This is a genomic window from Adlercreutzia sp. St.1H8, from assembly GCF_059728655.1.
In genome coordinates, this window is record NZ_AP039376.1 from 1,847,062 (window position 1) to 1,869,770 (window position 22,709).

General features: G+C 68.6%; 14 protein-coding genes and 4 tRNA genes. 2 read left to right on the forward strand and 16 right to left on the reverse strand.

Annotated elements, in window-relative coordinates; translation table 11 throughout:
* Positions 1 to 135: 135 nt before the first annotated feature.
* The 14 genes from AC6I0Y_RS07225 to AC6I0Y_RS07290 form a co-directional block, all read right to left on the reverse strand.
* The gene (locus AC6I0Y_RS07225; RefSeq protein ID WP_497730515.1) at positions 136 to 1,482 is read right to left on the reverse strand and encodes an ABC transporter substrate-binding protein; all 1,347 of its coding nucleotides are present in this window, start codon (positions 1,480 to 1,482) and stop codon (positions 136 to 138) included.
* On the reverse strand, positions 1,479 to 3,668 hold the full coding sequence (locus tag AC6I0Y_RS07230; RefSeq protein ID WP_497730518.1) for a hybrid sensor histidine kinase/response regulator: 2,190 nt from the start codon (positions 3,666 to 3,668) through the stop codon (positions 1,479 to 1,481). The genes AC6I0Y_RS07225 and AC6I0Y_RS07230 overlap by 4 nt, the downstream gene beginning before the upstream one ends.
* A gap of 161 nt (positions 3,669 to 3,829) precedes the next feature.
* On the reverse strand, positions 3,830 to 4,660 hold the full coding sequence (locus AC6I0Y_RS07235; RefSeq protein WP_497730521.1) for a pseudouridine synthase: 831 nt from the start codon (positions 4,658 to 4,660) through the stop codon (positions 3,830 to 3,832).
* A complete protein-coding gene (scpB, locus tag AC6I0Y_RS07240) occupies positions 4,650 to 5,534 on the reverse strand; it encodes an SMC-Scp complex subunit ScpB (protein WP_497730524.1) in 885 nt (294 codons plus the stop codon). The genes AC6I0Y_RS07235 and scpB overlap by 11 nt, the downstream gene beginning before the upstream one ends.
* Before the next feature lie 3 nt (positions 5,535 to 5,537).
* Entirely contained in the window at positions 5,538 to 6,332 is a 795-nt protein-coding gene (locus tag AC6I0Y_RS07245) for a segregation and condensation protein A (RefSeq protein ID WP_497730527.1), read from the reverse strand.
* Positions 6,333 to 6,341: 9 nt separating this feature from the next.
* Positions 6,342 to 7,025, reverse strand: coding sequence for a site-2 protease family protein (locus AC6I0Y_RS07250; RefSeq protein WP_160710119.1), 684 nt, complete (start codon positions 7,023 to 7,025; stop codon positions 6,342 to 6,344).
* A gap of 349 nt (positions 7,026 to 7,374) precedes the next feature.
* A complete protein-coding gene (locus tag AC6I0Y_RS07255; RefSeq protein WP_497730530.1) occupies positions 7,375 to 9,249 on the reverse strand; it encodes a cation:proton antiporter in 1,875 nt (624 codons plus the stop codon).
* Between the two features lie 113 nt (positions 9,250 to 9,362).
* Positions 9,363 to 11,432, reverse strand: a complete 2,070-nt coding sequence (locus tag AC6I0Y_RS07260; protein WP_160710117.1) for an ABC-F family ATP-binding cassette domain-containing protein — start codon at positions 11,430 to 11,432, stop codon at positions 9,363 to 9,365.
* A gap of 53 nt (positions 11,433 to 11,485) precedes the next feature.
* The gene (locus AC6I0Y_RS07265; protein ID WP_497730532.1) at positions 11,486 to 12,577 is read right to left on the reverse strand and encodes a hypothetical protein; all 1,092 of its coding nucleotides are present in this window, start codon (positions 12,575 to 12,577) and stop codon (positions 11,486 to 11,488) included.
* 381 nt (positions 12,578 to 12,958) lie between these two features.
* Positions 12,959 to 13,033 (reverse strand) — tRNA-Val (locus AC6I0Y_RS07270).
* Between the two features lie 131 nt (positions 13,034 to 13,164).
* Positions 13,165 to 13,239: transfer RNA gene (locus tag AC6I0Y_RS07275), tRNA-Ile, on the reverse strand.
* A gap of 106 nt (positions 13,240 to 13,345) precedes the next feature.
* The gene (gene trpS / locus AC6I0Y_RS07280) at positions 13,346 to 14,392 is read right to left on the reverse strand and encodes a tryptophan--tRNA ligase (RefSeq protein WP_160710115.1); all 1,047 of its coding nucleotides are present in this window, start codon (positions 14,390 to 14,392) and stop codon (positions 13,346 to 13,348) included.
* Between the two features lie 80 nt (positions 14,393 to 14,472).
* Positions 14,473 to 14,548 (reverse strand) — tRNA-Lys (locus AC6I0Y_RS07285).
* 75 nt (positions 14,549 to 14,623) lie between these two features.
* Positions 14,624 to 14,700, reverse strand: a tRNA-His gene (locus tag AC6I0Y_RS07290).
* A gap of 241 nt (positions 14,701 to 14,941) precedes the next feature.
* On the opposite strand from AC6I0Y_RS07290, the gene AC6I0Y_RS07295 reads away from it, so the two are divergent.
* Entirely contained in the window at positions 14,942 to 16,603 is a 1,662-nt protein-coding gene (locus tag AC6I0Y_RS07295) for an NYN domain-containing protein (protein ID WP_497730536.1), read from the forward strand.
* A gap of 114 nt (positions 16,604 to 16,717) precedes the next feature.
* Positions 16,718 to 18,763 (forward strand): cation:proton antiporter, encoded by a 2,046-nt coding sequence (locus tag AC6I0Y_RS07300; protein ID WP_160709622.1) that lies wholly within the window; start codon positions 16,718 to 16,720, stop codon positions 18,761 to 18,763.
* 374 nt (positions 18,764 to 19,137) lie between these two features.
* On the opposite strand, the gene argS is transcribed toward AC6I0Y_RS07300, so the two are convergent.
* Both argS and AC6I0Y_RS07310 read right to left on the reverse strand, forming a co-directional pair.
* Positions 19,138 to 20,865, reverse strand: a complete 1,728-nt coding sequence (argS, locus tag AC6I0Y_RS07305) for an arginine--tRNA ligase (RefSeq protein ID WP_497730538.1) — start codon at positions 20,863 to 20,865, stop codon at positions 19,138 to 19,140.
* 193 nt (positions 20,866 to 21,058) lie between these two features.
* The gene (locus AC6I0Y_RS07310) at positions 21,059 to 22,660 is read right to left on the reverse strand and encodes a YfcC family protein (protein WP_497730541.1); all 1,602 of its coding nucleotides are present in this window, start codon (positions 22,658 to 22,660) and stop codon (positions 21,059 to 21,061) included.
* Between the last annotated feature and the right edge of the window lie 49 nt (positions 22,661 to 22,709).

Genomic DNA, 22,709 nt, shown 5'->3' on the forward strand with positions numbered 1-22,709 from the left:
CCTCGGTCAGGGTCAGGCGCGCAAGGCGGCGAGATGCCCCGCCGCGACGCCCTATTGTAGTGCTTGGCGCCGCCAAGACCAGGGCAGATGGCGGGAATCCGGCAACTTTCCGCGCGCCGGGCGCGGGCGGCGCCCCTACTCGTGGAGCACGCTCGCGGCCCACCCCTCGTCGACGGCGCGGTTGCAGCGCTCGTCGATGGCGCGCGCCGTCTCCTCGGGCGTGGCATCACCGCGCAGCAGGTCGCCCATGCACTCGTGGAACACCTCGCGCACGGCCAAGGTATCGGGGTTGGACCCGGTGAAGTCCACCTCGTTGGCGGCGTTGGCCTGGAACAGGGCGAAGGAGGGGGTGTCCGCGCCATAGCGTTCGGCCACCGCGCGCGAGGCGGGCAGCGTTCCGGCGGCGTAGTCGAGCCAGCCCGAGTCGCCGTAGACGTAGGCGAGGAAGTCCTTGGCCACCTGGACCTTCTGCGCATCGCCGTTGTCGAACACCTCGAAGCCCGACACGAACGAGGTGGCGCAGCCCTCAGGGCCGGGGCCGGGGAAGTTCACGAGCCCGATGCTGTCCCCGTAGCGGCCGATGGACACGTTGTTCACCATGTAGAGGGCCAGCTGGCCGTTGCGGAACAGGCTCGAGCAGTCCTCGATCTCCAGGTTCTCAGCATGGGGCGGGTACCAGCCGCGCGCCACGCCGCCCTGGATCCAGCGCAGGCCGGCCACGCCCTCGGGCTCGGAGAGCGCGAAGTGGCCGTCCTCGTCGAAGAACCGTGCGCCGCAGCAGCGCAGGAGCGTCATGGTGTGGGTGTCGCCCTGGGAGCTGTGCGCGTACATCATGAGCGGGTAGGCGCCCTCGGGCAGGCGCGCGGCTAAGGTGTCGAGCACCTGCTCCCACTCCGCGAGCGTCCACGACTGGATGGCGTCGTCGTCGATGAAGGACTCGAGGCCCGCCTGGCGGAAGAGCTCCTTGTTATAGGCCAGCACGTTCTGGCGCGCCAGGTAGGGCAGCAGGTAGACGCGCCCGCCCACCGTGCCCCGATCCCACAGGTAGTCGTAGATGTCCGCGCGCCGCTCGTCGGTCACGACGTCGTCGAGCGGCACCACGCGCCCGGTGTGGACGTAGGTGGACATGTTGAAGAAGTCCCCGTAGAGGATGTCGGCCTCGTGGTCGGTGCCGAGGGCTCCGATGATGGCCTCGTCGTAGAGGCCCTGCTCGAACACCTCCACCGTGATCTCGACCGGCGGCCCGTCGTAAGAGGCGGAGAAGTCCGCGGCCATGGCGGAGATGACCTGGTCGATCTGGGTGATGGAGGAATCGAAGGTCACGCTGTGGCTCGTGCGCGGCACCTTGATGGTGAGCCGTACGGGCTCCTCGGCGGGCGCGGCGCAGCCGGCGAGGGCAAGCGACGCCGCGAGGACGAGGGCCGCCAGCGCGGCGAGGATGCGCGCAGGGCGCGCACGGCGAAGGACGGCGCGGGCGCTCATCGGGCACCGTCCCGGATGGCGCCGAGCTTGGCGAGCATGGCGCGCACGTCAAGCGGCTTGGCGAGGAAGTCGTCCATGCCGGCCTCGAGGGCGCGGGCCCGGTCCTCGGCGAAGGTGGACGCGGTGCAGGCGTAGATGCGCACGGCCGCGGCGTCGGATCTCTCGAGGGCGCGGATGGCGCGCGCCGCCTCGTAGCCGTCCATGACCGGCATCTGGGCGTCCATGAGGACGGCCGCGAAGTGGCCCTCGGGCGAGGCGGCGAAGGCGTCGAGGGCCTGCCGGCCGTCGCCGGCCACCGTCACGGCGTAGCCCTCCTCGCCGAGAATGCTCTCGATGATGTCGGCGTTGAGCTCGTTGTCCTCGGCCACGAGCACGTGCATCGGCGCCCCGGCAGCTGCCAGGGCCGCGGCGTCCGCCGGATCGACGCCCGGGGCGGTAGGGGCGCCCGCGCCCTCCGAGCCCGCCGCCTCGCCCTGGCCCGCGCCCGCCGGCCGCTCCCCCGCCGCGGCGCCCTCCGCCACGGGCAGCGTGACCGACAGGGTGAAGCACGAGCCCTCATCCAGGACGCTGTCCACCAGAAGCGTGCCTCCCATCTGGTCCACGAGCATGCGGCTGATGGACATTCCCAGGCCCGTGCCCTTCTGGCTCTCGCTGTTGCGGTTGCGCTCCTGGGTGAACACGTCGAAGATCTGCCGCTGGAACTCAGGCGTCATGCCGCAGCCGGTGTCGGCGATGGAGACGATCGTGGCTGCCTGGCCGCCCGGCACCGCGACCTGGCTGGCCGTGAGCGTGACGCGGCCGCCCTCGGGCGTGAACTTCGCCGCGTTCGACAGGATGTTCATGAGCACCTGGCCCAGGCGCACCTCATCGCCGACGAGGCGCGGCCAGGGCAGGTCGTCGGCGTCGAGCGTGAAGGCGATGCGCTTGTCGGCCAGGGGCTCGCGCTGCATCTCGCAGACGCTGTCGATGAGGGCGCCCAGGTCGAAGGGCCGCTCGTCAAGGACGACCTTGCCCGCCTGGAGCTTGGACACATCGAGGATGTCGTTGACGAGCGCGAGCAGGTAGCGGGCGGCGTTGCCGAGCCGGCTGACGTAGCCCGCCATGGCCTCGCGGTCGTCCAGGTGGCGCTCCATCAGGTGGTTCAGGCCGATGATGCCGTTGAGCGGCGTGCGGATCTCATGGCTCATGTTGGAGAGGAACTCAGCGCGCGCCGCCGACTCGGCGCGGGCCGAGACCGTCCGCTTCATGAAGCGGTAGACGATCGCCATCATCACCATGAGCAGCACCACCACGGCCACGAGCATGCAGGAGGTCATGACGATGAAGGGGGCGAAGCGCTCCTCGAACACGTGCGAGGGCACGGCCATGATGAATGACCAGGTGGTGCCCTCCACCGGCGCGAAGCTGAGCACGAGCCGCTCGCCCTCGGCGTTGGTGCAGTCGATGGTGAAGCTCTCGCCCTCCGCGATGTTGCGGCGCACGTCCTCGATGGTCACGCCCCCGTCGATGGAGCCGGCCTGGAGCATGTCGTAGAAGTTGTCGCGCCCGGCCAGGTCGGTAGCTGGCGAGGTGTTGACGATATAGAAGCCCTGGGAGTTCACGACGCTCGAGACGCCCTGATCATCGAAGCTCTCGATGAGCAGCTGGCCGCGGATGGCGCTCACGTCGCTGCGGCCCAGGATGGCGACGAAGCGGTGACCGCCGATGACCAGGCCGTCGAGCTCCACGCCGAAGACGAGGGACTCCTTGGTGGTCTCCAGCCGCCCGTTGGCGTCGTCGTAGAGCATGACGAAGTGGCCGCTGCCATCCGCGAACATCTCGTCGTAGGAGTGCTGATCGGGGCCGAGGCGCAGGTACGAGCTGCTGTAGAGGGTTCCGTCGGCGTCGAGCAGGTAGAGCGCGTCGAACATGCCGGAGGAGACGGCCTCCAGGTTCAGGCGCTGCTGGGCCTCGTGCAAATCGGCCACGTCGTAGAGCTCCATGCGGCTGGCCACCGAGGCGAGGCGCCCGTAGGAGTCCTCGAGCGAGCCCTCGATGGTCTCCACGTCATGACGGGATATCTCGTCCACCGTGGTCATGAGGTTGCTCGACACCGCCGATGAGAGCTGCCCCAGGTAGACGCAGACGGCCACGACCACCAGCGCGATGGTCGCGACGAACACCATGATGTACCTGCGTCGGCTCAAGGGCCCTCCCCCAGGATCGGCCGCGTCCAAGTCTTCGCAGCCTAGTTTAGTACCAGCGAGGCGAAACGCGGTCGGCGGGCCGCATTTTTCTCGCGCGGGGAGCCGGCGGGGGCGGGAGCGCGGAGGGTGGCGCCAGGGGCACCCCGCTGCCGGCGCGGCGCTCAGCCGACGGCGGCGCGGAGGGCGGCCAGCTCGGATTCGGTGAGGGCACGCGCCTGGCCGCGGGGAAGCCCGCCCAGGTCAAGCGGGCCGAGCGCGGCGCGGTGCAGGGCGATCACCGGATGGTCGACGGCCTGGAGCATGCGGCGCACCTGGCGCTTGCGGCCCTCGTGGATGCGCAGCTCCACGTAGGCGCCCGCCCCCTCGAGCGCCGCGCGGCTGCGCCGCCCCCCGTGGCGCTGGCGCTGCCCGCTCGACCCCGGCCCGTCGCCGATGAGCCGGGCGGCGCGGGCGGCCTCGTCGCCGGCGAGCAGGCGTACGCCCGCCGGGCGCGTCACCCCCTCCTCCAGGCGGATGCCGGAGCGCAGACGCGCGAGGTCGCCCTCCGCCGGCACCCCCTCCACGAGCGCGAGATAGGTCTTCTCCACCTCGCGACGCGGGTGGAGAAGACCGTGGCCCAGCTCGCCGTCGGTGGTAAACAGCAGGAGCCCCGTCGTGTCCGCGTCGAGCCTCCCCACGGGGAAGAGCCCCGGATGGGCCTCCAGAAGCGGCGCCATGAGCTCAGCCACGGTGGGGCGGCCCTGGGGATCGCTCATGGTGGTCACGTAGCCGGCAGGCTTGTGCAGCATGAGGGTGGTGCCCTCGGCGGGCAGCGCCACCACGGCGCCGTCGACGGCCACCTCATCGGCGGCCGGGTCCACCTTCACGCCCATCTCGGTCACGACCTCGCCGTTGACGGCCACGCGCCCGGCGCCGATGAGCTCCTCGGCATGGCGGCGCGAGGCCACGCCGGCGCGGGCCAGGTACTTCTGCAGGCGGACGCTACTCGTCATCGGTCTCGAAGGTGAGGGAGTCGAAGTCGATCTTGTCGACGACGCCCAGGGTGGAGGCGATGGCCTCGGCAAACATGGCCTCGGTCGAGCGGGCCGCGCCCTCCGGCGCCCCCGCGGGCCGAGCCGGAGCCCAGGCGCCCGGCGCGGCCGACGAACCGGCCTGCGCCTCGGCCAGGACGGCGGCCGCCCCGTCGACGCCGCGCGCCTCCTCGTCGTCGAAGAGCAGCGCCTCGCCGTCCTCGGCGGCCAGGTCGGCTGCCATGAGGCGCGCCTGCTCCTCGGACACGCCCGCCTCCGAGCGGGTCGCGGAGAGGCGCTCGGTGATGAGCCGGCGCGTCTCCTCGTCGGGCGCGAACTCCGCCAGATCGGGCAGGTCGGCCGTCGTGCGCAGGCCGAACTTCTCCAGGAAGGCGCGCGTGGTGGCGTAGAGCGTGGGACTGCCCGGCGTGTCGGCCGTGCCGGCTTCGCGCACGAGCCCCTTCTCCACGAGCGAGTTGATGGTGCCATCGGAGTTGACCCCGCGCACCGACGCCACCCCGGCGCGGGTGACCGGCTGGGTGTAGGCGATGATGGCGAGCGTCTCCATGGCCGCGCCCGAGAGCTTGCGCGTGTCCCACGACAGCACGTACTTCTCGATGAGCTCGTGGTAGACCGGGTGGGTGAACAGCCGCCACCCGCCGGCCACCTCGCGCAGCTGGATGCCCCGCTCGGAGCCGGCCAGCTCGTCGCGCAGCTCGGCGCAGGCGCGCTCCACCAGCGCCGGGTCGCACTCAAGCATGTCAGCCAGGGTAAGGGTGCCCACCGGCTCGTCGGTCACGAAGAGCATAGCCTCCACGGCCCCCTTGACCTGGGATTCCTGAAGTCCTTGGAACATGGTCTAGCCTTCCTCTCCCACGCTGGTCAGCCCGTCGGGGCCCTCCAGGTTGAGCTCGCCGGAGCCCTCGATGTAGTCGATGGTGATGTCGCCGAAGGCCACGGCCTGGTCGAGGCGCACCACCGAGCGCTTGTACAGCTCGAGGATGGCCAAAAACGTGACCACCACCACAGCCGGAGCCGTGGACTCGTTCACCAGATCGGAGAACATGAGGTGCCCGCGGTTCACGATGCGCTGGTGGATGGCGCGCACGTGCACCTCCACGGGGATGGGCTTGGCGGCGATGTGCTCCGACTCGAGCAGGAACACCTCGCGCCGCGCCATGGCAGCCGCCGCCAGAAGCGCGAGCGAGTCCACGGTCACGTCGCGCAGGAAGTCCGGCATGAGCGCCAGAAACGGCGTATCCGGCCCGAAGGGGCGCGTGTGCATACGGCCCTCGGAGAGAAACCGCGCGTAGAGCTCGGCCGAGGCGTTCTTGAACTTCTTGTACTCGAGCAGCCGCGCCACCAGGATGTCGCGCGCCTCGGAGGGCGCAAGCTCTGCCAGCTCCTCGTCCACCTCGTCGCGCGGGCGCGGGATGAGACTCTGGGCCTTGATCTCCAGCAGCGTCGAGGCCACGAGCAGAAAGTCGCTCGCCACGTCCAAATCGAGGTTGTCCATGTGGGACACCTCTTCGAGGTACTGGTCGGCGATCTGGGTGATGGAGATGGCCCCGATGTCCACCTTCTGGCGGCTGACCAGGTAGAGCAGCAGATCGAAGGGGCCCTCGAAGCTCTCGATGCGAACCTTGTACGACACGCGCCCCTCCTAGTAGATGCGGAAGGGGAACAGCAGGTTGCCGAGGTTGCCCGCCGTGGCCCCCAGGTACCACGAGAACGGGTTGACGTGGATGAGGTAGGGCAGCAGCACCACGCAGATCATGAACACCGGGAAGGCGTAGCGCTGGATCTCGTAGTACTTCGGCAGGTACTTGGCGGGAATGAGCAGCGCGAAGATGGACGAGCCGTCAAGCGGCGGGATGGGCAGCAGGTTGAAGAACATGAGGAACAGGTTGACGAGCGCGAACTGCGGCAGGAACCAGATATAGAAGTAGGAGAACAGGTCGTTGTCGAGCAGGCCGCCGCGCGCCGGGTCGAAGAGCGCCCACGCCACGAGCGCGGCCACGCAGGCCATGGCCAGGTTGGCCGCTGGCCCCGCCAGGCCCACGATGACATCGCCCTTGCGCGGGTCCTTGAAGTAGCGCGGGTTGTAGGGCACGGGCTTCGCATAGCCGAACACCGGCATGTTCATGAGCATGAGCATGAGGGGCAGAAGCACCGTGCCAAACGGGTCGATGTGCTTGAGCGGGTTGAGCGAGAGGCGCCCCGACCGCTTGGCCGTAGGGTCGCCGAGCTTCCACGCCGCGAACCCGTGGGCAACCTCGTGCAGCACGAGAGCCGGCACGAAGCTCAGCACCGAGCAGAGGATGTATATGAGTTCATTGCTAGCCATGGCTCGGTATTCTAGCGTACCGAGCCGCAGGCGGCGCCTTCGGTTCCGCCGCCGAGCGGCGCTCACCTTCGAAAAACGCGCCGTCTCCGCAAATTCGCACGGTTTTGCACTCTCCATACCGCTCGCGCGCCGCGTGGGCGGGGCGCGCAGTCGCAAAAACCCAGGAAAGCGAGGCCCGCACCGGTCGTAGAACGGTTTCACGGGCCACCGGAGAGTGCATAACCGCGCGAATTTGCAATCGGCGGCCGCAAAACCGAGGGCGAACAGGAGGGAGGCCCCTCCCCCGCCCCGAAGCGAGCTGCCGCGGTGCGCGCGGGCAAGTCGGCGGAACCCGGGCGCAAGCCCTCCCCTACTCCAGGGTGAGCTGCTGGATGTAGATGTCGTTTCTCAGCTCGCGGGCGTGATCGGGAGCGATGGCGCCGGCCAGGCGCAGCTCCTTGAGGTACTCGAGCTCGCGCGCGAGGGCCTGGGCCTGGACGTCCTCCACCGCGTCGTAGACGGCGCGCAGGGCGCGGAAGCGGGCCGTGAGCCCCGAGCGGGGGTCAGCTGCGCCGTCGGGGCCGTCCTCCTCCAGCGAGTCGAGCTCGCCCACCTCGCGGGCGATGTCGTCGATGCGCCCGTAGAGCGCCTCCACCGCGGCCGCCGCCGCGCGCGCTCGGGCCGCAGCCTCGGCGCTGGCGTGGGGCGCCAGCTCCTCGAGCACCTCGGCGTAGCGCTGCATCACGATGACCGTCGCCGGCTCGTCCACCTCCTCAGCGACGGCCGACGGGGCGCTCCCCTCATCCGGCACGCTCCCGGCAGCCGAGGTCCCCGGCACCGCGGCCGGCGCGCCCGTCGGGGCCTCCGCCGGTTCGTCCGCGCGCACGGCGCCCGTGAGGTGGGCGTCGGCCTGAATGGACTCGATCACGCGGATGACCAGGCTTATCTCCGCATCGGCGCGCTCGGCGGCGCGACGGGCCGACGCCTTGCGCGGCACGAGCAGCGGCACGGCGAAGTTCGCCAGCAGAAGCGAGCCTAGGATGATGCCGGCGGCCATGGTCACGAGCGTCGTGCGCTCGGGGAACGTCGCGCCCGAGCTCAGGTACGTGGGGATGGACAGCATGAGCGAGAGCGTGATGCCGCCCTTCGGCCCGGCGAAGGCCATGGCGAGCGCGCCGCGCAGCCCCTCGGGCGCCAGGCACGAGCGCGCCGGCTCGCCCGCGCGGCGGGCGGCCACGGCATCCATGGCGAGCACCCAGAGGAAGCGCACGCCCTCGAGCACCGCCGTCAGAAGCACCACCGCGCCCACCACGGCCACCGGGTCGCCGAGCCCGCCGTCGGCCGCCGGCTGCAGGCCGCGGGGCAGCTGCATCCCCAAGATGACGAAGATGATGCCGTTGAGCACGAACTCGATGGTCTTCCAGACGCTCCTCGACTGGAGCTTCTGGCGCGCCGTGGCGGTGGTGTGGCGCTGCGGCAGAAGCGACATGACCAGGCCCGCGGCCACCACGGCGATGACGCCGCCGATGTGCAGGCTCTTGGCCGCGAGGTAGATGACGAAGGGCAGCAGAAGCTCGAGGGTCACGTGCAACGTGGGGTTGTCGAGCCCCCGGCGGCGGATGAGCTCCATGAGCGCCCAGGCCAGGCCTCCCATGACAGCGCCGCCAGCCAGGCCGCCGAACAGGTCGAGGGCGAACTCCTCCCCCGCGTGCACGAGCGAGAACGCTCCGGAGCCCACTACGGCGATGGCGCACTGGAAGGCCACCGTGCCCGTCACGTCGTTGAAGAACGCCTCGCCCTCGAGCAGCGTCGCATGGCGCCGGCCGAAGCGGAAGTCCTTGGAGAGCGCCGTCACGGCCACGGCATCGGTAGACCCCATGGCGGCGCCGAGCGCGAGGGCGGCGGCCAGCGGCACGGCGGGCATGAGCGCGTGGAGCGCGCCGCCCACCGCGAGCATGATGGCGAAGACGAGCCCCACGGCCAAAGACGCGATGCCCCAGCGGTTGCGCCAGAGCGCGCCGGAGTCGGCGTGGCGCGACTCGTTGAAGTGCAGCGGCGCGATGAACAGGATGAGCAGCAGCTCGGTGTCGAGCCCCTGCTCGAAGGGCGACGACACCGTGAACGCGATAAGCGCGCCCAGGGCAATCTGGACGAGGGGCAACGACAGGCGCGGCAGAAACCGCTCGAGGATGCTCGAGGCGATGACCGCGGCCAAGAGGAACAAGATGAGCTCAAGCGCTTCCATGACCGGCTTTCCACGAGAGGGACGATTGGGCGGTATGGTACGACGGCGCCACCCGGCGCTGCCCCGCGCACCGGATCGGCGGGCCGGCGCGGCCGGCAGCCGGGAAGCGGAGGCTAGCCCTGCGCCTGCTGGCGGGCCATCTCGGCCTCGAGCTCCTCGTTGAGCGCGAGCCACTCCTCCTCGGCCGCGGCCAGGCGCTTCTTGAGCTGGGCGTGCTCGGCCACCGCGTCGGAGGACGCGTCCTCGTTGATGTAGAAGTCCGGATCGGCCATGAGGGCCAGCAGCTCCTCCATCCGCGCGTTGTCACGCTCCATCTGCTCGTCGAGCTGGGCGATGCGCTTGCGGTGGTTCTTGAGCGCCGCGTAGGCGCGGTTGCGCGCCTCGGCCTCGCGCCGCTTCTGCTCCTTGGTCTTGGGGGCGCTCGCCTTGGGCGCCGTGAGCGGGGCCGGATCGGCCGGCGCGCTTGCGCGGTCGCGGCGGCGGTTGACGGTGACCGTGGTCTTGGAGCCCTTCGCGCCCGCCTTCCCCGCGCCCTCGTCGAACACGTCGTCCACGAGCGATCGGCTCGCGGGGTCGGGGTTGTCGAGCTGCCCCGACTTATAGAGGTAGTAGTCGTAGTCGCCGTCGTAGCAGGTGATCTTGCCCGGCGTCACCTCCACGATGCGGTTGGCCACCGAGCGGATGAGGTGGCGGTCGTGGGTGATGAACAGGATGGTGCCCTCGAAGTGGCGCAGGGCCTGCTCGAGGATGTCGGCGCTCGCGATGTCGAGGTGGTTGGTGGGCTCGTCCAGGCAGAGCAGCGGCTTGGGGGCCACGAGCATCTTGGCGAGCGCCAGGCGGCTCTTCTCGCCGCCGGAGAGCACGCCCACGCGCTTGTCCACCGCGTCCCCGCTGAAGAGGAACGCGCCCAGGAGCGTGCGCACCTGGGAGATGGACCAGCCGGGCGCCACGCGGTCGAGCTCCTCGAACACGGTGTTGCCGGCATGGAGCTCCTCCAGCTGGTGCTGGGCGTAGTAGGTCAGGCTCACGTTGACGCCGTAGTCGATGGTGCCCGCGTCCGGCGCCATCACGCCGGCGATCATCTTGAGCAGCGTGGACTTGCCCGCGCCGTTGGGGCCCACGAGCGCCACCTTGTCGCCGCGGTACATCGTGAAGTCCTGGCCGTCGTAGACCGTCTTGTCGCCGAAGCGCTTCACCAGGCCCCGGGCGCGCACCACCTCGTCGCCGGTGCGGGGCGGCTGCTGGAAGTTGAAGCGCACGGTCTTTTTCTCCTCGGGGATGACCGGCAGCGTCTCCTTGATCTTCTCGATGCGCCGCTCGCGCTCCTGGGCCTGCTTGGCCTTGGTGGCCTTGTAGCGAAACCGGTCGACGAAGGCCTGGAGATGGGCGATCTCCTCGAGCTGCTTGGCGCGCTCGGCCTTGAGGCGCTCGAGGCGTTCCTCGCGTTCCACCAGGTATTTCGAGTAGTTGCCCTTGTACAGGTTGACCTGGCCGTTGTCGATCTCGGCCACCCGGTCCACCATGGCGTCCATGAACGCGCGGTCGTGGCTGACCACGATGACCGTGCCCTCGTAGCCGCGCAGGAAGCCCTCGAGCCACTTGACCGACTCCAGGTCGAGGTGGTTGGTGGGCTCGTCGAGGAGCAGCACCTCGGGATTGCGGATGAGCAGCTTCGCGAGCGCGATGCGCATCTGCCAGCCGCCGGAGAAGCCGTCGGTGGACGTGGCCATGTCCGCCTCGGTGAAGCCGAGGCCGAACAGCACACTGCGCACCTTCGCCTCGATGGAGTAGCCGCCGAGCATCTCGTAGGCGTCGCGCGCGCGGCCCACGGCCGCCAGCTGCGCCTCGGTGGGGTCGGCGCCGAGCTCGGCCTCGAGCCGGTGGAGCCGCTGCTCGGCCTCGAGCACCTCCACCTGGGAGGAGAGCACCTCCTCGAACACGGGCAGCCCGCCCATCTCGATGGCCTCCTGCTCCAGGTAGCCCACGCGCGCGCCCTTGGCGAACAGGATGCGCCCCTCGTCCGGGTCATCCTCGCCGGAGATGATGTTGAGCAGCGTCGTCTTGCCCGCGCCGTTGGGGCCGACGAGCGCCAGGCGGTCATACTCTTCCAGGCGGAAGGTGACGTCATGGAACAGCTGGCGGCCGCCGTAGGCCTTTGAGAGGTGCTCTGTCTGGAGGATCATGGTATCGCCTTGTATCTCGGAAGGCGCCACCGGAATCCACGAGACGCCTTTGACTATGCAACCCTCGTATTATACGGCACCGTCCCTCGATGCGGGGCGAGGTACCGGTCGGGATTCACCAGGAAGCCGAGCTTCCCCACGTGGTTCATCGCCCACAGCACGCCGACGGGCAGCACGTAGACGACAGCGAGGCCCCCAAAGACGTGCGCCGGCACGAACAGCGCGGCCCCGGGGCCGGCTGCGGTCACCCCCGCAAGCGCCAGGACGTGAAACAAGCCCCGCATGAACACCGGGTGCAGAAGCCAGATGGCCTTGGTGTAGCCGCCGACGAGGCGGTAGAAGCCCACTTGGTCGCCGTCCGCGAAGCGGCCTCCGAACAGCACCGCGAGCCATCCGAGCCCCGCCGCGGTGAGCACGGCCTCGCGCACGGAGGCGGGCGCGCCGCACGCGAGAAGGCCAACGCCCAGGATCAGCCACCCCATCGTGCAGGCCGCAGGACTCAGGGAGAACAGCCGGCGCGTGCGGGCCTCGGGCTGCCAGGCCAGGGCCATGCCGGCGACAAACCAGACCCACGATCCGCAGAATCCCTGCGCCACGTAGGGCCAGGCAGCGTACGAGACCGCAGGCAGCGCAGGCCCCGCGACGGCAAGCGCCTTGAGCGCGATCGCGGCGGCCAGGACGCCCGCCGCCTGCCGGCCCGACGCAAGCGTGGGGGTGAGCGCGTACATCGCCAGCACCACGAGGAAGAACCCCACGGGGATGACCGGGTCGACGAGCGTCGCGCGCAGGAAGCTTGCAGGCGCGAGGGTCGGCTCGGCGCCCATCCAGCCGTTGGCCAGCAGGGTGAGCAGCGTCACGAAGACGAGGGGCACCATCGTGTAGACCGCCTGGTATCCCATGGCGCGAAGCCACTGGCGGCCGCTGTGCACATGCCACTGCCGCTGATAGCGATAGCCGAAGCCGAAGTAGAACACCGGAAGCTGGAGCGGGAAGAAGCAGGCCTCGGCCCACCGCCAGACGGGGCCGCCGGGAAGGCAGCCGAGCCCGACCAGGGCCCCGCCGAGGCCGCCCAGCGCGATGAGCAGCGAGGCGGTGGACTCCAGGTTCAGGATCCACGTATCCGATATGCCGCGACGCTCTTCCATAGGCCCCAGTATAGGAGGCAGCCGCAGCAGGGCGACCGTGGCGGCAAGCCGTAAGCGAGCAGACACGCAGGCGCAGGGGCGGCGACACCGTACGCCGCCCCCTACCTCCCCCGCCCTCCTCCTCGCCTCCCTGCCCGATTCTGCACACTTTTTTCGACTTTGCGACAACAGCGCCTCTGCCGACGGGGATGCGGCGGGCGTTTGCCCAGGTCGGCTCTGCCGGGTGTCCGGAAACCTCCCCCACCGGGGTCTCCAGGCGCCTCGGAGGGCTCGGTTCTGTCGCAAAGTCGTCGAAACTGTGCAGAATCGGGCGGGAGGGGGCGAACCAGTCGCCGCACGCAAGACGCAAAAAGGCCCCTCCGAAGAGGGGCCTGCTGTATATGGTGGTCGCTACAGGATTTGAACCTGTGACCCCCGCCGTGTGAAGGCGATGCTCTCCCGCTGAGCCAAGCGACCGGGTTGCGTATCAGGCAGCTGCCCGATGACGTTCGACTATTCTAGCCGTACCGCGCTAGGCGCGCAAGGGGTGAATTTGTGGAGAAACGAAAGGGGCGGCATCTCAGTCAGATGCCGCCCCCGAAGGCGTCTGGTAGGGCCGCCCGGACTCGAACCGAGAACCAAGGGATTATGAGTCCCCTGCTCCACCATTGAGCTACAGCCCCGTAAGCGCCGCGGCGCATGCCGCGCAGAAACGCGAGGGATATTCTAGCGCATAACGCGGCCCGCGACCCCTAGAACCTCGCGGGCCGCGCAACCGGCAGCCAGCGCCTAGTACACCATGCCCATGGCCGCGCGCACCTCATCGAGGGTGGCGTCGGCAATCTCGTTGGCGCGGCGGTTGCCGTCGCGCAGGACTTCCTCCAGGTAGGCCGGATCGGCCTCGAGCTCGGCGCGGCGGGCGCGGATGGGCGCCAGGTAGTCGTTGACGGCCTCGGTCACATAGGCCTTGAGGGCGCCGGAGCCCGCCTCGCCTATCTCGGCGGCTATCTCCTCCTCGCCACGACCGGTGCACAGCGCCGCCGTGGTGAGGAGCGCCGACACGCCGGGGCGCGCCTCCTTGTCGAAGGTGATGAGGCGCTCGGAGTCGGTCTTGGACTTCTTGATGAGCTTGGCCGTCTCCTCGGCGGTGGCCGACAGCGCGATGGCGTTGCCGTAGCTCTTCGACATCTTGCGGCCGTCGAGGCCGGGGATCTCCACCGCCTCAGTCAGAAGCCCGTGGGGCTCGGGGAACACGCGCCCGTAGCGCTCGTTGAAGCGGCGGGCGATCTGGCGGGTCTGCTCGATATGGGGCAGCTGGTCTTTGCCCACCGGCACGATGTTGCCCTTGCAGAACAGGATGTCGCAGGCCTGGTGCACCGGGTAGGTCAGCAGCAGCCCCGTGAGCGCGTGGCCCGAGGCCTCCTGCTCGGACTTGACCGTGGGGTTGCGCAGCAGCTCCGCCTCGGTGACGAGCGAGAGGAACGGGAGCATGAGCTGGTTGAGGGCCGGCACGGCCGAGTGGGTGAAGATGATGGTCTTTTCCGGGTCGATGCCGCAGGCCAGGTAGTCGATGACCATGTTGCGCACGTTGTCGGCGATATGCTCGGTGGTATCGCGGTCGGTGATCACCTGGTAGTCGGCGATGATGATGCGCGAGGTGACGCCCATGTCCTGCAGGCGGACGCGCTCGCGGATGGTGCCGAAGTAGTGCCCGAGGTGGAGGCGGCCGGTGGGACGGTCGCCCGTGAGCATGACGTACTTCTCGGGGTGAACCGGAAGATCCGCCTTGATCTCGTCGCTCACGCGCTTGCTCGCCTGGAAGGTATCGCTGCTCATCGGGTCCCTCTCCTCACTCGCCCTACTCGGGGCGCCTGCATGAAAAAAGCCCGCCGCAGCGCGACGGGCCTATCATTTCGTGGTGCTCCGTGAAGGACTCGAACCTTCGACCTTGGGATTAAGAGTCCCCTGCTCTACCAACTAAGCTAACGGAGCACGTGTCTGCGCAAAGCGCCTTGCTATTGTAGGCGAAGCATCCCATGGACGCAAGCCTGAATTTCAAAGCGCGCATGGGGTGGATGATGGGACTCGAACCCACGATCTCCAGAGCCACAATCTGGCGCCTTAGCCAACTAGGCCACACCCACCATTTTGCGCAAGGTGGAAGTATAGAGTTTCGTCGCCTGTTGCGCAAGGGGCGGGCGCCAATTTATACGATTATCATCCGAATTAGCGATTGACCTGGCAGAAGTCCCGCTCAAGGGGTATCATCGACCGTTGGCATAAGCCGATACGAGGGCGCGCGGCGCCGCCGCCCCCTCGCCCGCACCGCCGCGCCGACGCCTCGCGTCTGCCCCGCGGCGAGACACCAAAGGAGACCGCCCGCCCATGGAACCCAAGTCTTCCTCGGACAAGCGCTTCGCGCTGCTCATCGACGCCGACAACGTGTCGGCCAAGTACATCAAGCCCATCTTGAACGAGCTGTCCAAGTACGGCACCGTCACCATCAAGCGCATCTACGGCGACTGGACGCTCACCCTCCACGCCAAGTGGAAGGACGCGCTGCTGGAGAACTCGCTCACGCCCATCCAGCAGTTCGGCTACACCTACGGCAAGAACGCCACCGACTCGGCCATGATCATCGACGCCATGGACATCCTCTACGGCGACAACGTGGACGGCTTCTGCCTCGTGTCGAGCGACAGCGACTTCACGCGCCTGGCCAGCCGCCTGCGCGAGAGCGGCCGCACGGTCATCGGCATGGGCGAGAAGAAGACGCCCACCCCCTTCCGCCGCGCGTGCGACATCTTCACCACGCTCGAGCTGCTGCTCGACGGCCGCAAGGGCGAGCGCGGCAACGGCAACGGCGCCCCGGCCATCAGCAAGGCCGAGGTGGAGCAGGCTGTGGTGGACATCATCACCGACAACCAGAACAACGGCAAGTCCACGGGCCTGGGCGAGGTGGGCAGCCGCCTGCAGAAGCGCTACCCCGACTTCGACGTGCGCAACTACGGAACGAACCTGCTCTCCAAGCTGCTCGACGAGTTCACGCGCGTGACCATCACCAAGGACCGTTCCTCGGTGACGGTGGAGCTCACCGACGCCCACCACGAGGCGGAGCCCGAGCCCGAGGTCGCGGCAGAGGCGATCGTCGAGGAGGCTCCCGCCGAGGACGCGCCGGACGCGGGGTCGCGCCGCTCGCGGCGCGGGCGCGGGGGCCGGCGCATCGCCGCCCGGACCCATGCCGAGGACGAGGCATCCGAGGAGGCCGTCGCCGAAGAGGCTGTCGAGGAAGCTGCAGAGGCCGCGTCCGCGGAGGAGCCGGCAACCGCAGAGGAGGCCGAGGCGCCGCGCAAGCCCACGCGCCGCGGGCGTCGCGGCGGTCGCCGTCGTAGCGGCGAGGGCGAGGCGGCCCCCGCAGCCGCAGAGGAGCCGGCCGCGAAAGCCGCTGAGGCCGAGGAGACGGAGACGCCCGCGTCCGCGGAGGAGCCGGCAGCCGCCGAGGAGGCCGAGGCCCCCAAGCGCAAGGCCGCGCGCCGGGGCCGTCCGCGCAAGGCCGCCGTGGAGGCTGCGCCGGCAGAGGCGCCGGCCGCCGAGACCGAGGCCGGCCCGGCGGAGGCGCCCGCGCCTGCGGAGCCGACGGCCGAGAAGCCGGCCCGCAAGACGCGCTCGCGCAAGGCCCCGGCCAAGAAGGACGCCGACGCGTCCGCGGTCGAGGAGGCGGCCAAGCCGGCCCGCGCCACCCGCTCGCGCAAGGCGGCAGAGCCCGCCGAGGCGCCCGCCAAGCCCGCGGCCCGTCGTGGCCGCCCGCGCAAGACGCCCGTCCCCGTCTCCGACGCCGCCACGCCCGAGGCCTACATCGCCGAGCTCGTGGAGAAGGCCGGCGGCGCGGGCATCGGCGTCACTCAGCTCGGCGGCGAGGTACGCGCCCGCTTCAAGGACTTCAAGGTACGCGACCTGGGCTTCCCCCAGATGCGCGCCTACCTGGAGGGCCAACCCGGCTTTATCGTGGCGAAAGAGGGCGGCGCCTTCGTCGTGCGCGCCCGCTAGCCCGCACGCCCCGCTTGTCGTGAAGAACCCGCGTCCTGGATCAGAGGACGCGGGTTCTTCCTTTACAATAGGGTTATCAATGCGCTCATCGGGGTAACGAAAGGGGGATGGTACGTGGAGACGCTCACCCTGTGCCTCCTCTTGCTCGCCGCCGTCCTCGTCTCTTCCGTCATCGATCAGATCGTCCCCAAGGTATCGCTTCCGCTCATCCAGATCGCGCTCGGCTTGGGCATCGCCCTGCTCGCCTCCACCAACATCACCATCGGACTCGACCCCGAGCTGTTCCTCGTGCTCTTCATCGCGCCCCTTCTCTACGACGAGGCGAAGAACGCCGACAAGGCGGCGCTCTGGATCCACATCAAGCCGGTGCTCTCCCTGGCCATCGGCCTGGTGGTGGCCACCACCCTCATCATCGGCTTCACGCTCAACCTCATCATCCCCTCCATCCCGCTGTTCGCCGCCTTCGCGCTCGGCGCGGCCCTCGGGCCCACTGACGCGGTGGCCGTGACGTCGCTCTCCAAGGAAATCGCCATCCCCGCGCGCCAGAAGTCGGTGCTCAAAGGCGAGCTGCTCCTCAACGACGCCTCGGGCATCGTGTCGTTTCAGTTCGCTATCGCCGCAGGCGTGACCGGCTCGTTCTCGCTCCTCAACGCCACCGAGGTGTTCCTCCTGGAGTTCTTCGGCGGCCTGGCGGCGGGCGTGGCGCTCGGCGTGGTGGGCAATCTCATCGTGCGCAAGGCCCGCTCCATCGGCGTGGAGAACACCACCTTCCACGTGCTGTTCGAGGTGTTCACGCCGTTCCTCGTGTACCTCATCTCCCAGGCCATCCACGTGAGCGGCATCATCGCCGTGGTGGTGGCGGGGCTCGTGAACGTCATCTCGCCGCGGATGATGGGGCCGTCGGTGTCGCGCATGAACATCGTCTCGTCGAGCGTGTGGCGGGTGCTCTCCTTCGCGCTCAACGGCATCGTCTTCGTGCTGTTGGGCACCCAGCTGCCCAACGCCATGCGCCGCACCTGGGACGACGTGTCCATCTCCAACGGGCGGCTCATCACCTACGTGATCGGGCTCACCCTTCTCCTCCTGGCCATCCGCTTCGCCTGGGTGCTGGCCATGGACTGGATGCACGCCCGCCGCGGGGAGCGCCGCCGCTTCACCGCCCATGACGCCAAGATGGCGCTCGTCACCACGCTCTGCGGCGCCAAGGGCACCATCACGCTCTCCATCATGCTCACCATCCCTATGTACCTGTCCTACGCCACCGTCGACCACCCGGCCATCCGGTTCCCCCAGCGCGACCTGCTCATCTTCCTGGCCTGCGGCGTCATCGTGTGCACCTTGCTGCTGGCCACCTTCGTGGTGCCGCTGCTGGCGCCCAAGCCGGCTCGCAAGGAGTCCGAGCAGGAGATCCACGACCGCGACACCGCCTGCTACATCGACATCCTGCGCACGGTGATCGAGGAGCTCACGACGCGCCAGACGCCGGAGAACCGCGGGGCCACGCGGGCGGTCATCCGGTCCTACAACGACCGCATCGAGCTCATCAAGGAGAACAACGACATCGAGAGCGAGTCGGACATCGAGCTGCGGCTCCAGGCGCTCAAGTGGGAGCGGGAGCGCGCCCTGGAGATCATCGAGGAGGACGCGGTATCGCCGATGGCGGGCTACCAGTACCTGCGCCGCCTCGACCGCACCGAGCGGCTCCTGCGCCACAGCAGCGAGAGCACCTCGTTCCAGACCTACGTCCTGCGCCTGCGCGCCCTGCTGCGCCGCGGACTGCACGCCCTCATCCGCGAGCTTCCGAGCATCGCCACCCCCACCCGCGCTGACGAACTGCGCCAGCTGCAGCTCGCGTGCACGAACTACGTCATCGCGCTGCTGGAGATCACCATCTCCGACAGCGCCGTGCCCACCGAGGATGCCACGGCGCTTTTGCTCGAGTACCAGAACGCCCGCATGGTGCTCCAGGAGCAGCGCCCCACCATCACCACCGCCTTCAAGGTGGTCGACCGCGCCGAGGACGTGCGCCGGCTGGCCCTCTGCTTGGAGCTCGAGCAGATCCAGACCAGCTATGAGGAAGGCCGCCTCTCCCGCGAGGGCGCCAAGCGCATGCGCGAGAACGTGAACCTCATGCAGCTCGACCTGGAGGACAACGTCTGATACGAGAAGGCGGCGTCGCCATCATCGAGCAAGCGTGCCGCCCATGGTAGAATCCCCCGCAAGGTGCTCCGTCACATCCGGGCAGCCTCGAGAGAGGAGTGCCTATGGACGCACAGACTGTTGTCGCGGTATGCGAGATCATGTTGGTGTTTATCGGGATCATCGGGCTCGTCCTGGTGCGAAGAGAGTGACGGACGGCATTGGAATGCAAGAAGGCCGGGTAGCCCTTCACCGCAACCCGGCCTAATCTAGACAACCGATGCTGCCCGGTCAGGCGGGGCACCGATTGGCTTCATCATAGCACAGGGGGCGCCATGGGCGCCACCCTGCCTCGCGCGGGGGGGGGTCGCCGGAAGGCGCCCCCCCCGCGCACGCTACATCTTGGTGGGAGCGCTCACGCCCAGCAGGTTGAGGGTCAGCGCCAGCACGATGCGGGTGGCGTCGCACAGCGCCAGGCGGGCCGTCTGCACGGCCTCGTCCTCGGTGAGCACGTGGCAGTTGGTGTAGAACTGGTGGAACAGCGCCGCCAGGTCCTGCGCGTAGTGGGTCAGGCGGAAGGGCGCGCGGTCACGGGCGGCCAGGGCGATGAGGTTGCCGAAATCGGCCATCTTGCGCATGAGCGCGAGCTCGGACTCGTGGGTGAGCGGCGAGAGGTCGCAGCCCTCGGGGATGATGCGGGCGGCCAGCTCGTCCATGGTGATGTCCCCCGCCTCGGCGGCCGCGGCATCGGCCGGGTCGGCGGCCTTGCGCAGGATGGAGCAGATGCGCGCATGGGCGTACTGCACGTAGTACACGGGGTTGGACGAGTCCTTCTTCTTGGCGGCCTCGATGTCGAAGTCGATGGGCTGATCCGACGAGCGCGACAGCATGAGGTAGCGCGTGGCGTCCACGCCCACCTCGTCGATGAGCTCCTCCAGGGTCACCATCTCGCCGGTGCGCTTGGACATGCGGACGGCCTCGCCGTCGCGGTAGAGGTTCACCAGCTGCCCGAGCACGATCTCTAGGGCCCCGGGCCATCCCCAGGCCTCCAGCATGCACTCGCAGCGCTTCACGTAGCCGTGATGGTCGGCGCCCCAGATGTTGATGAGGTGGTCGAAGCCGCGCATCTTCTTGTCGTAGTGGTAGGCCACGTCGCTCATGAAGTAGGTCATCTCGCCGTTGGCCTTGATCATGACGCGGTCCTTCTCGTCGCCGAGGGCCGACGAACGGAACCAGATGGCGCCGTCCTCCTCCTTGACGTAGCCCTTGTCCCTCATGGCCTTGAGGGAGCGGGACACCGGGCTCTCGCCAGTCTCGTCCTCCACGTAGAGGCTGCGCTCGCTGAACCAGCGGTCGAAGGTAGTGCCCATGCGGCTCATGACGCGGTGCTGCAGGTCAAGCATCTCCTGGTAGGCGATCTCGCGGAACGCGTTCATGCGCTCCTCGTCGGTGAGCTCCTCGTACTTGCGGCCCTCGCGGTCGATGATGCCCTGGGCGATGTCGGCCACGTAGGAGCCGCCGTAGCACTGCTCGGGCATCTCCACGTCATGGCCGAGCAGCTGCAGGTAGCGCACGGCCACGGAGTTGCCGAACACGTCCATCTGGGTGCCGTGGTCGTTGATGTAGAACTCCTCGTAGACGTCGTAGCCGGCGTGCTCCATCACGCGCGCCATGGCGTCGCCGAGGGCAGCCCAGCGGCCGTGGCCCACGTGGAAGGGGCCGGTGGGGTTGGCCGAGACGTACTCGAGGTTGATCTTGCGCTCCCCCTCCGGCACGGTGCCGCGGCCGAAGTCCTCAGCCTCGGCGCGCACCTCGCGCACCACGCCCTGGAGCACCGCGTCTGACAGGCGGATGTTGATGAAGCCGGGGCCGGCGATCTCCACGCTGGCGATGACGTCGTTGGCAGGAAGATGGTCGACGATGACCTGCGCCACCTCGCGCGGGTTCTTCTTGGCGAGCTTGGCCGAGCGCATGGCCACGGTGGAGGCCCAGTCGCCGTTGGCCTCGTCACGCGGGCGCTCCAGCGCGGCGGCGGGCGCCTCGTCCATCACAAGCGAGCCGTCCTCGCGCGCCGCGGCGATGGCCGCGTCGATGATGCTCTCGAGCTGTTCGCGAATCTCCATGTTGTCCAGTCTCTCCTTACGTCAGCTGGGGCATGCCCGCGTCCTCGGCTGAGGCGGGGCGGAACAGATGGGCCGATTCTACCACCAAACGGCAGAACCGGCAGGTGAGGCACGAAAAAGGCGCACCCGGAACCCGGGTGCGCCTCTTCGCCTGCCCAATGGCCTTGCTCAGGGGCCGGAAAGCTCGTGCTTCCTAGGACAGGATCATCATGGCCGCGGTCAGGATGACCAGGCAGACCACGCCCAGCACGACGAACAGCTTGGCGCCGAACTTCAGCCAGGTGGTGTACTCGATCTTGGCCAGGGCCAGGCCGCCCATGATGGCACCGGAGGTGGGGGTGAACAGGTTCACCAGGCCGTTGCCGGCGGAGTAGATCATGATCATGGTCTCAACCGAGAAGTTCAGCTGGTTGGCCAAGCCGCCCATGATGGGCATGGACACGGTGGCCATGCCGGACGAGGACGGGATCAGGAAGGACAGCACGATGTAGAGCAGGAAGGACAGCGGCGCGAAGATGATGGCCGACATGCCCGAGAGCGCGTTGGCCGCGTTGTCGAGGATCCAGAGGTCGAGGCCGGTCTCGCCCATGAGCACCGTGATGGAGCGGGCGAGCGCGATGATGAGCACGACCGACATCATGTCGGCGGCGCCGTTGATGAAGGCCTTGACGAAGCGCGCCTCGGAGAGACCGCCGATGAGGCCGATGACGAGGGCCATCAGCAGGAACCAGGTGGAGGCCTCGTCGAAGTACCACTGGCCCAGCGGCAGGCCGGTCAGGAACGAGGACCAGCCGTCGGTTACCTGCTCCTCGGCCACGGCCACGCCGCCGGCGTCGGAGTCGAGGGCGAGCTCGGACTCGGTGGCCTCGTCGTAGACCGCGGTGATGTCCTCGGCGGTGACGGGGGCCACGACCTCCTCGTAGGTGGCACCGGCGTTGAAGACGTCAACGCCCAGGTCCTCCCACGGGATGAAGGACACGATCATGATGACGAAGGTGAGGGCGAACACGACGAGCGACCACTTCTGGCGGCCGGTCATGGCGGGCAGCGCGGCGGTGTCGTCGCTCTTGCCCTCCTCGGCGGACTCGTTCATGCCCCACTCCTGCATCATGTCCTGCTGCTCCTGCAGCGACAGGATGGTGGAGCCCTTGTCGGCCTTGACCTTCTTGGCGTACTTCATGACGAAGACGATGGAGATGGCCAGGGTGACGAGCCACAGGACGACGCCCAGGCCCATAATGATGCCCTGGTTGATGACGATGCCCGTGCCGGACAGGGAGTCGACGGCCACGCCCACGGCGAACGGGTTGACCGTAGAGCCCAGAACGCCGCAGCCGGCGCCCAGCAGCACCACGGCGGCGCCGGTGAGGCTGTCGAAGCCCGCAGCCACCATGGTGGCGGCCAGCAGCAGGTAGAACGGAACCGTCTCCTCGCACATGCCGTAGGTGGTGCCGCCGATGGAGAAGATGAACATCAGGATGGGAATGAGGACGAGCTCATTGCCATGGAGCTTCTTCACGAGGGCGGCGATGCCGGCATCGAGGGCGCCCGTCTCGGTGACGATCCCCAGAAAGCCGCCGAGGATGAGCACGAACAGGCAGACGGGGAGCGCGTCGGTGAAGCCCTTCACCGGCGCGGTGGTGATGTTGGCGAGCGTCGCCCCGGTCACGCCTTCGGTGCCGGTGGCGGCCATGATCATGGTGATGATGGCCAAGATCACGAGAATGATGAGGAGAATGGAGAACGACGATATACTCCGCCGCTTGCGATCCTTCTTCTTCGCATCAGCTGTCATAGGTTACCCCTCCTTTTAGTGCACGTCGATGTACAGGTCTTATGCCCGC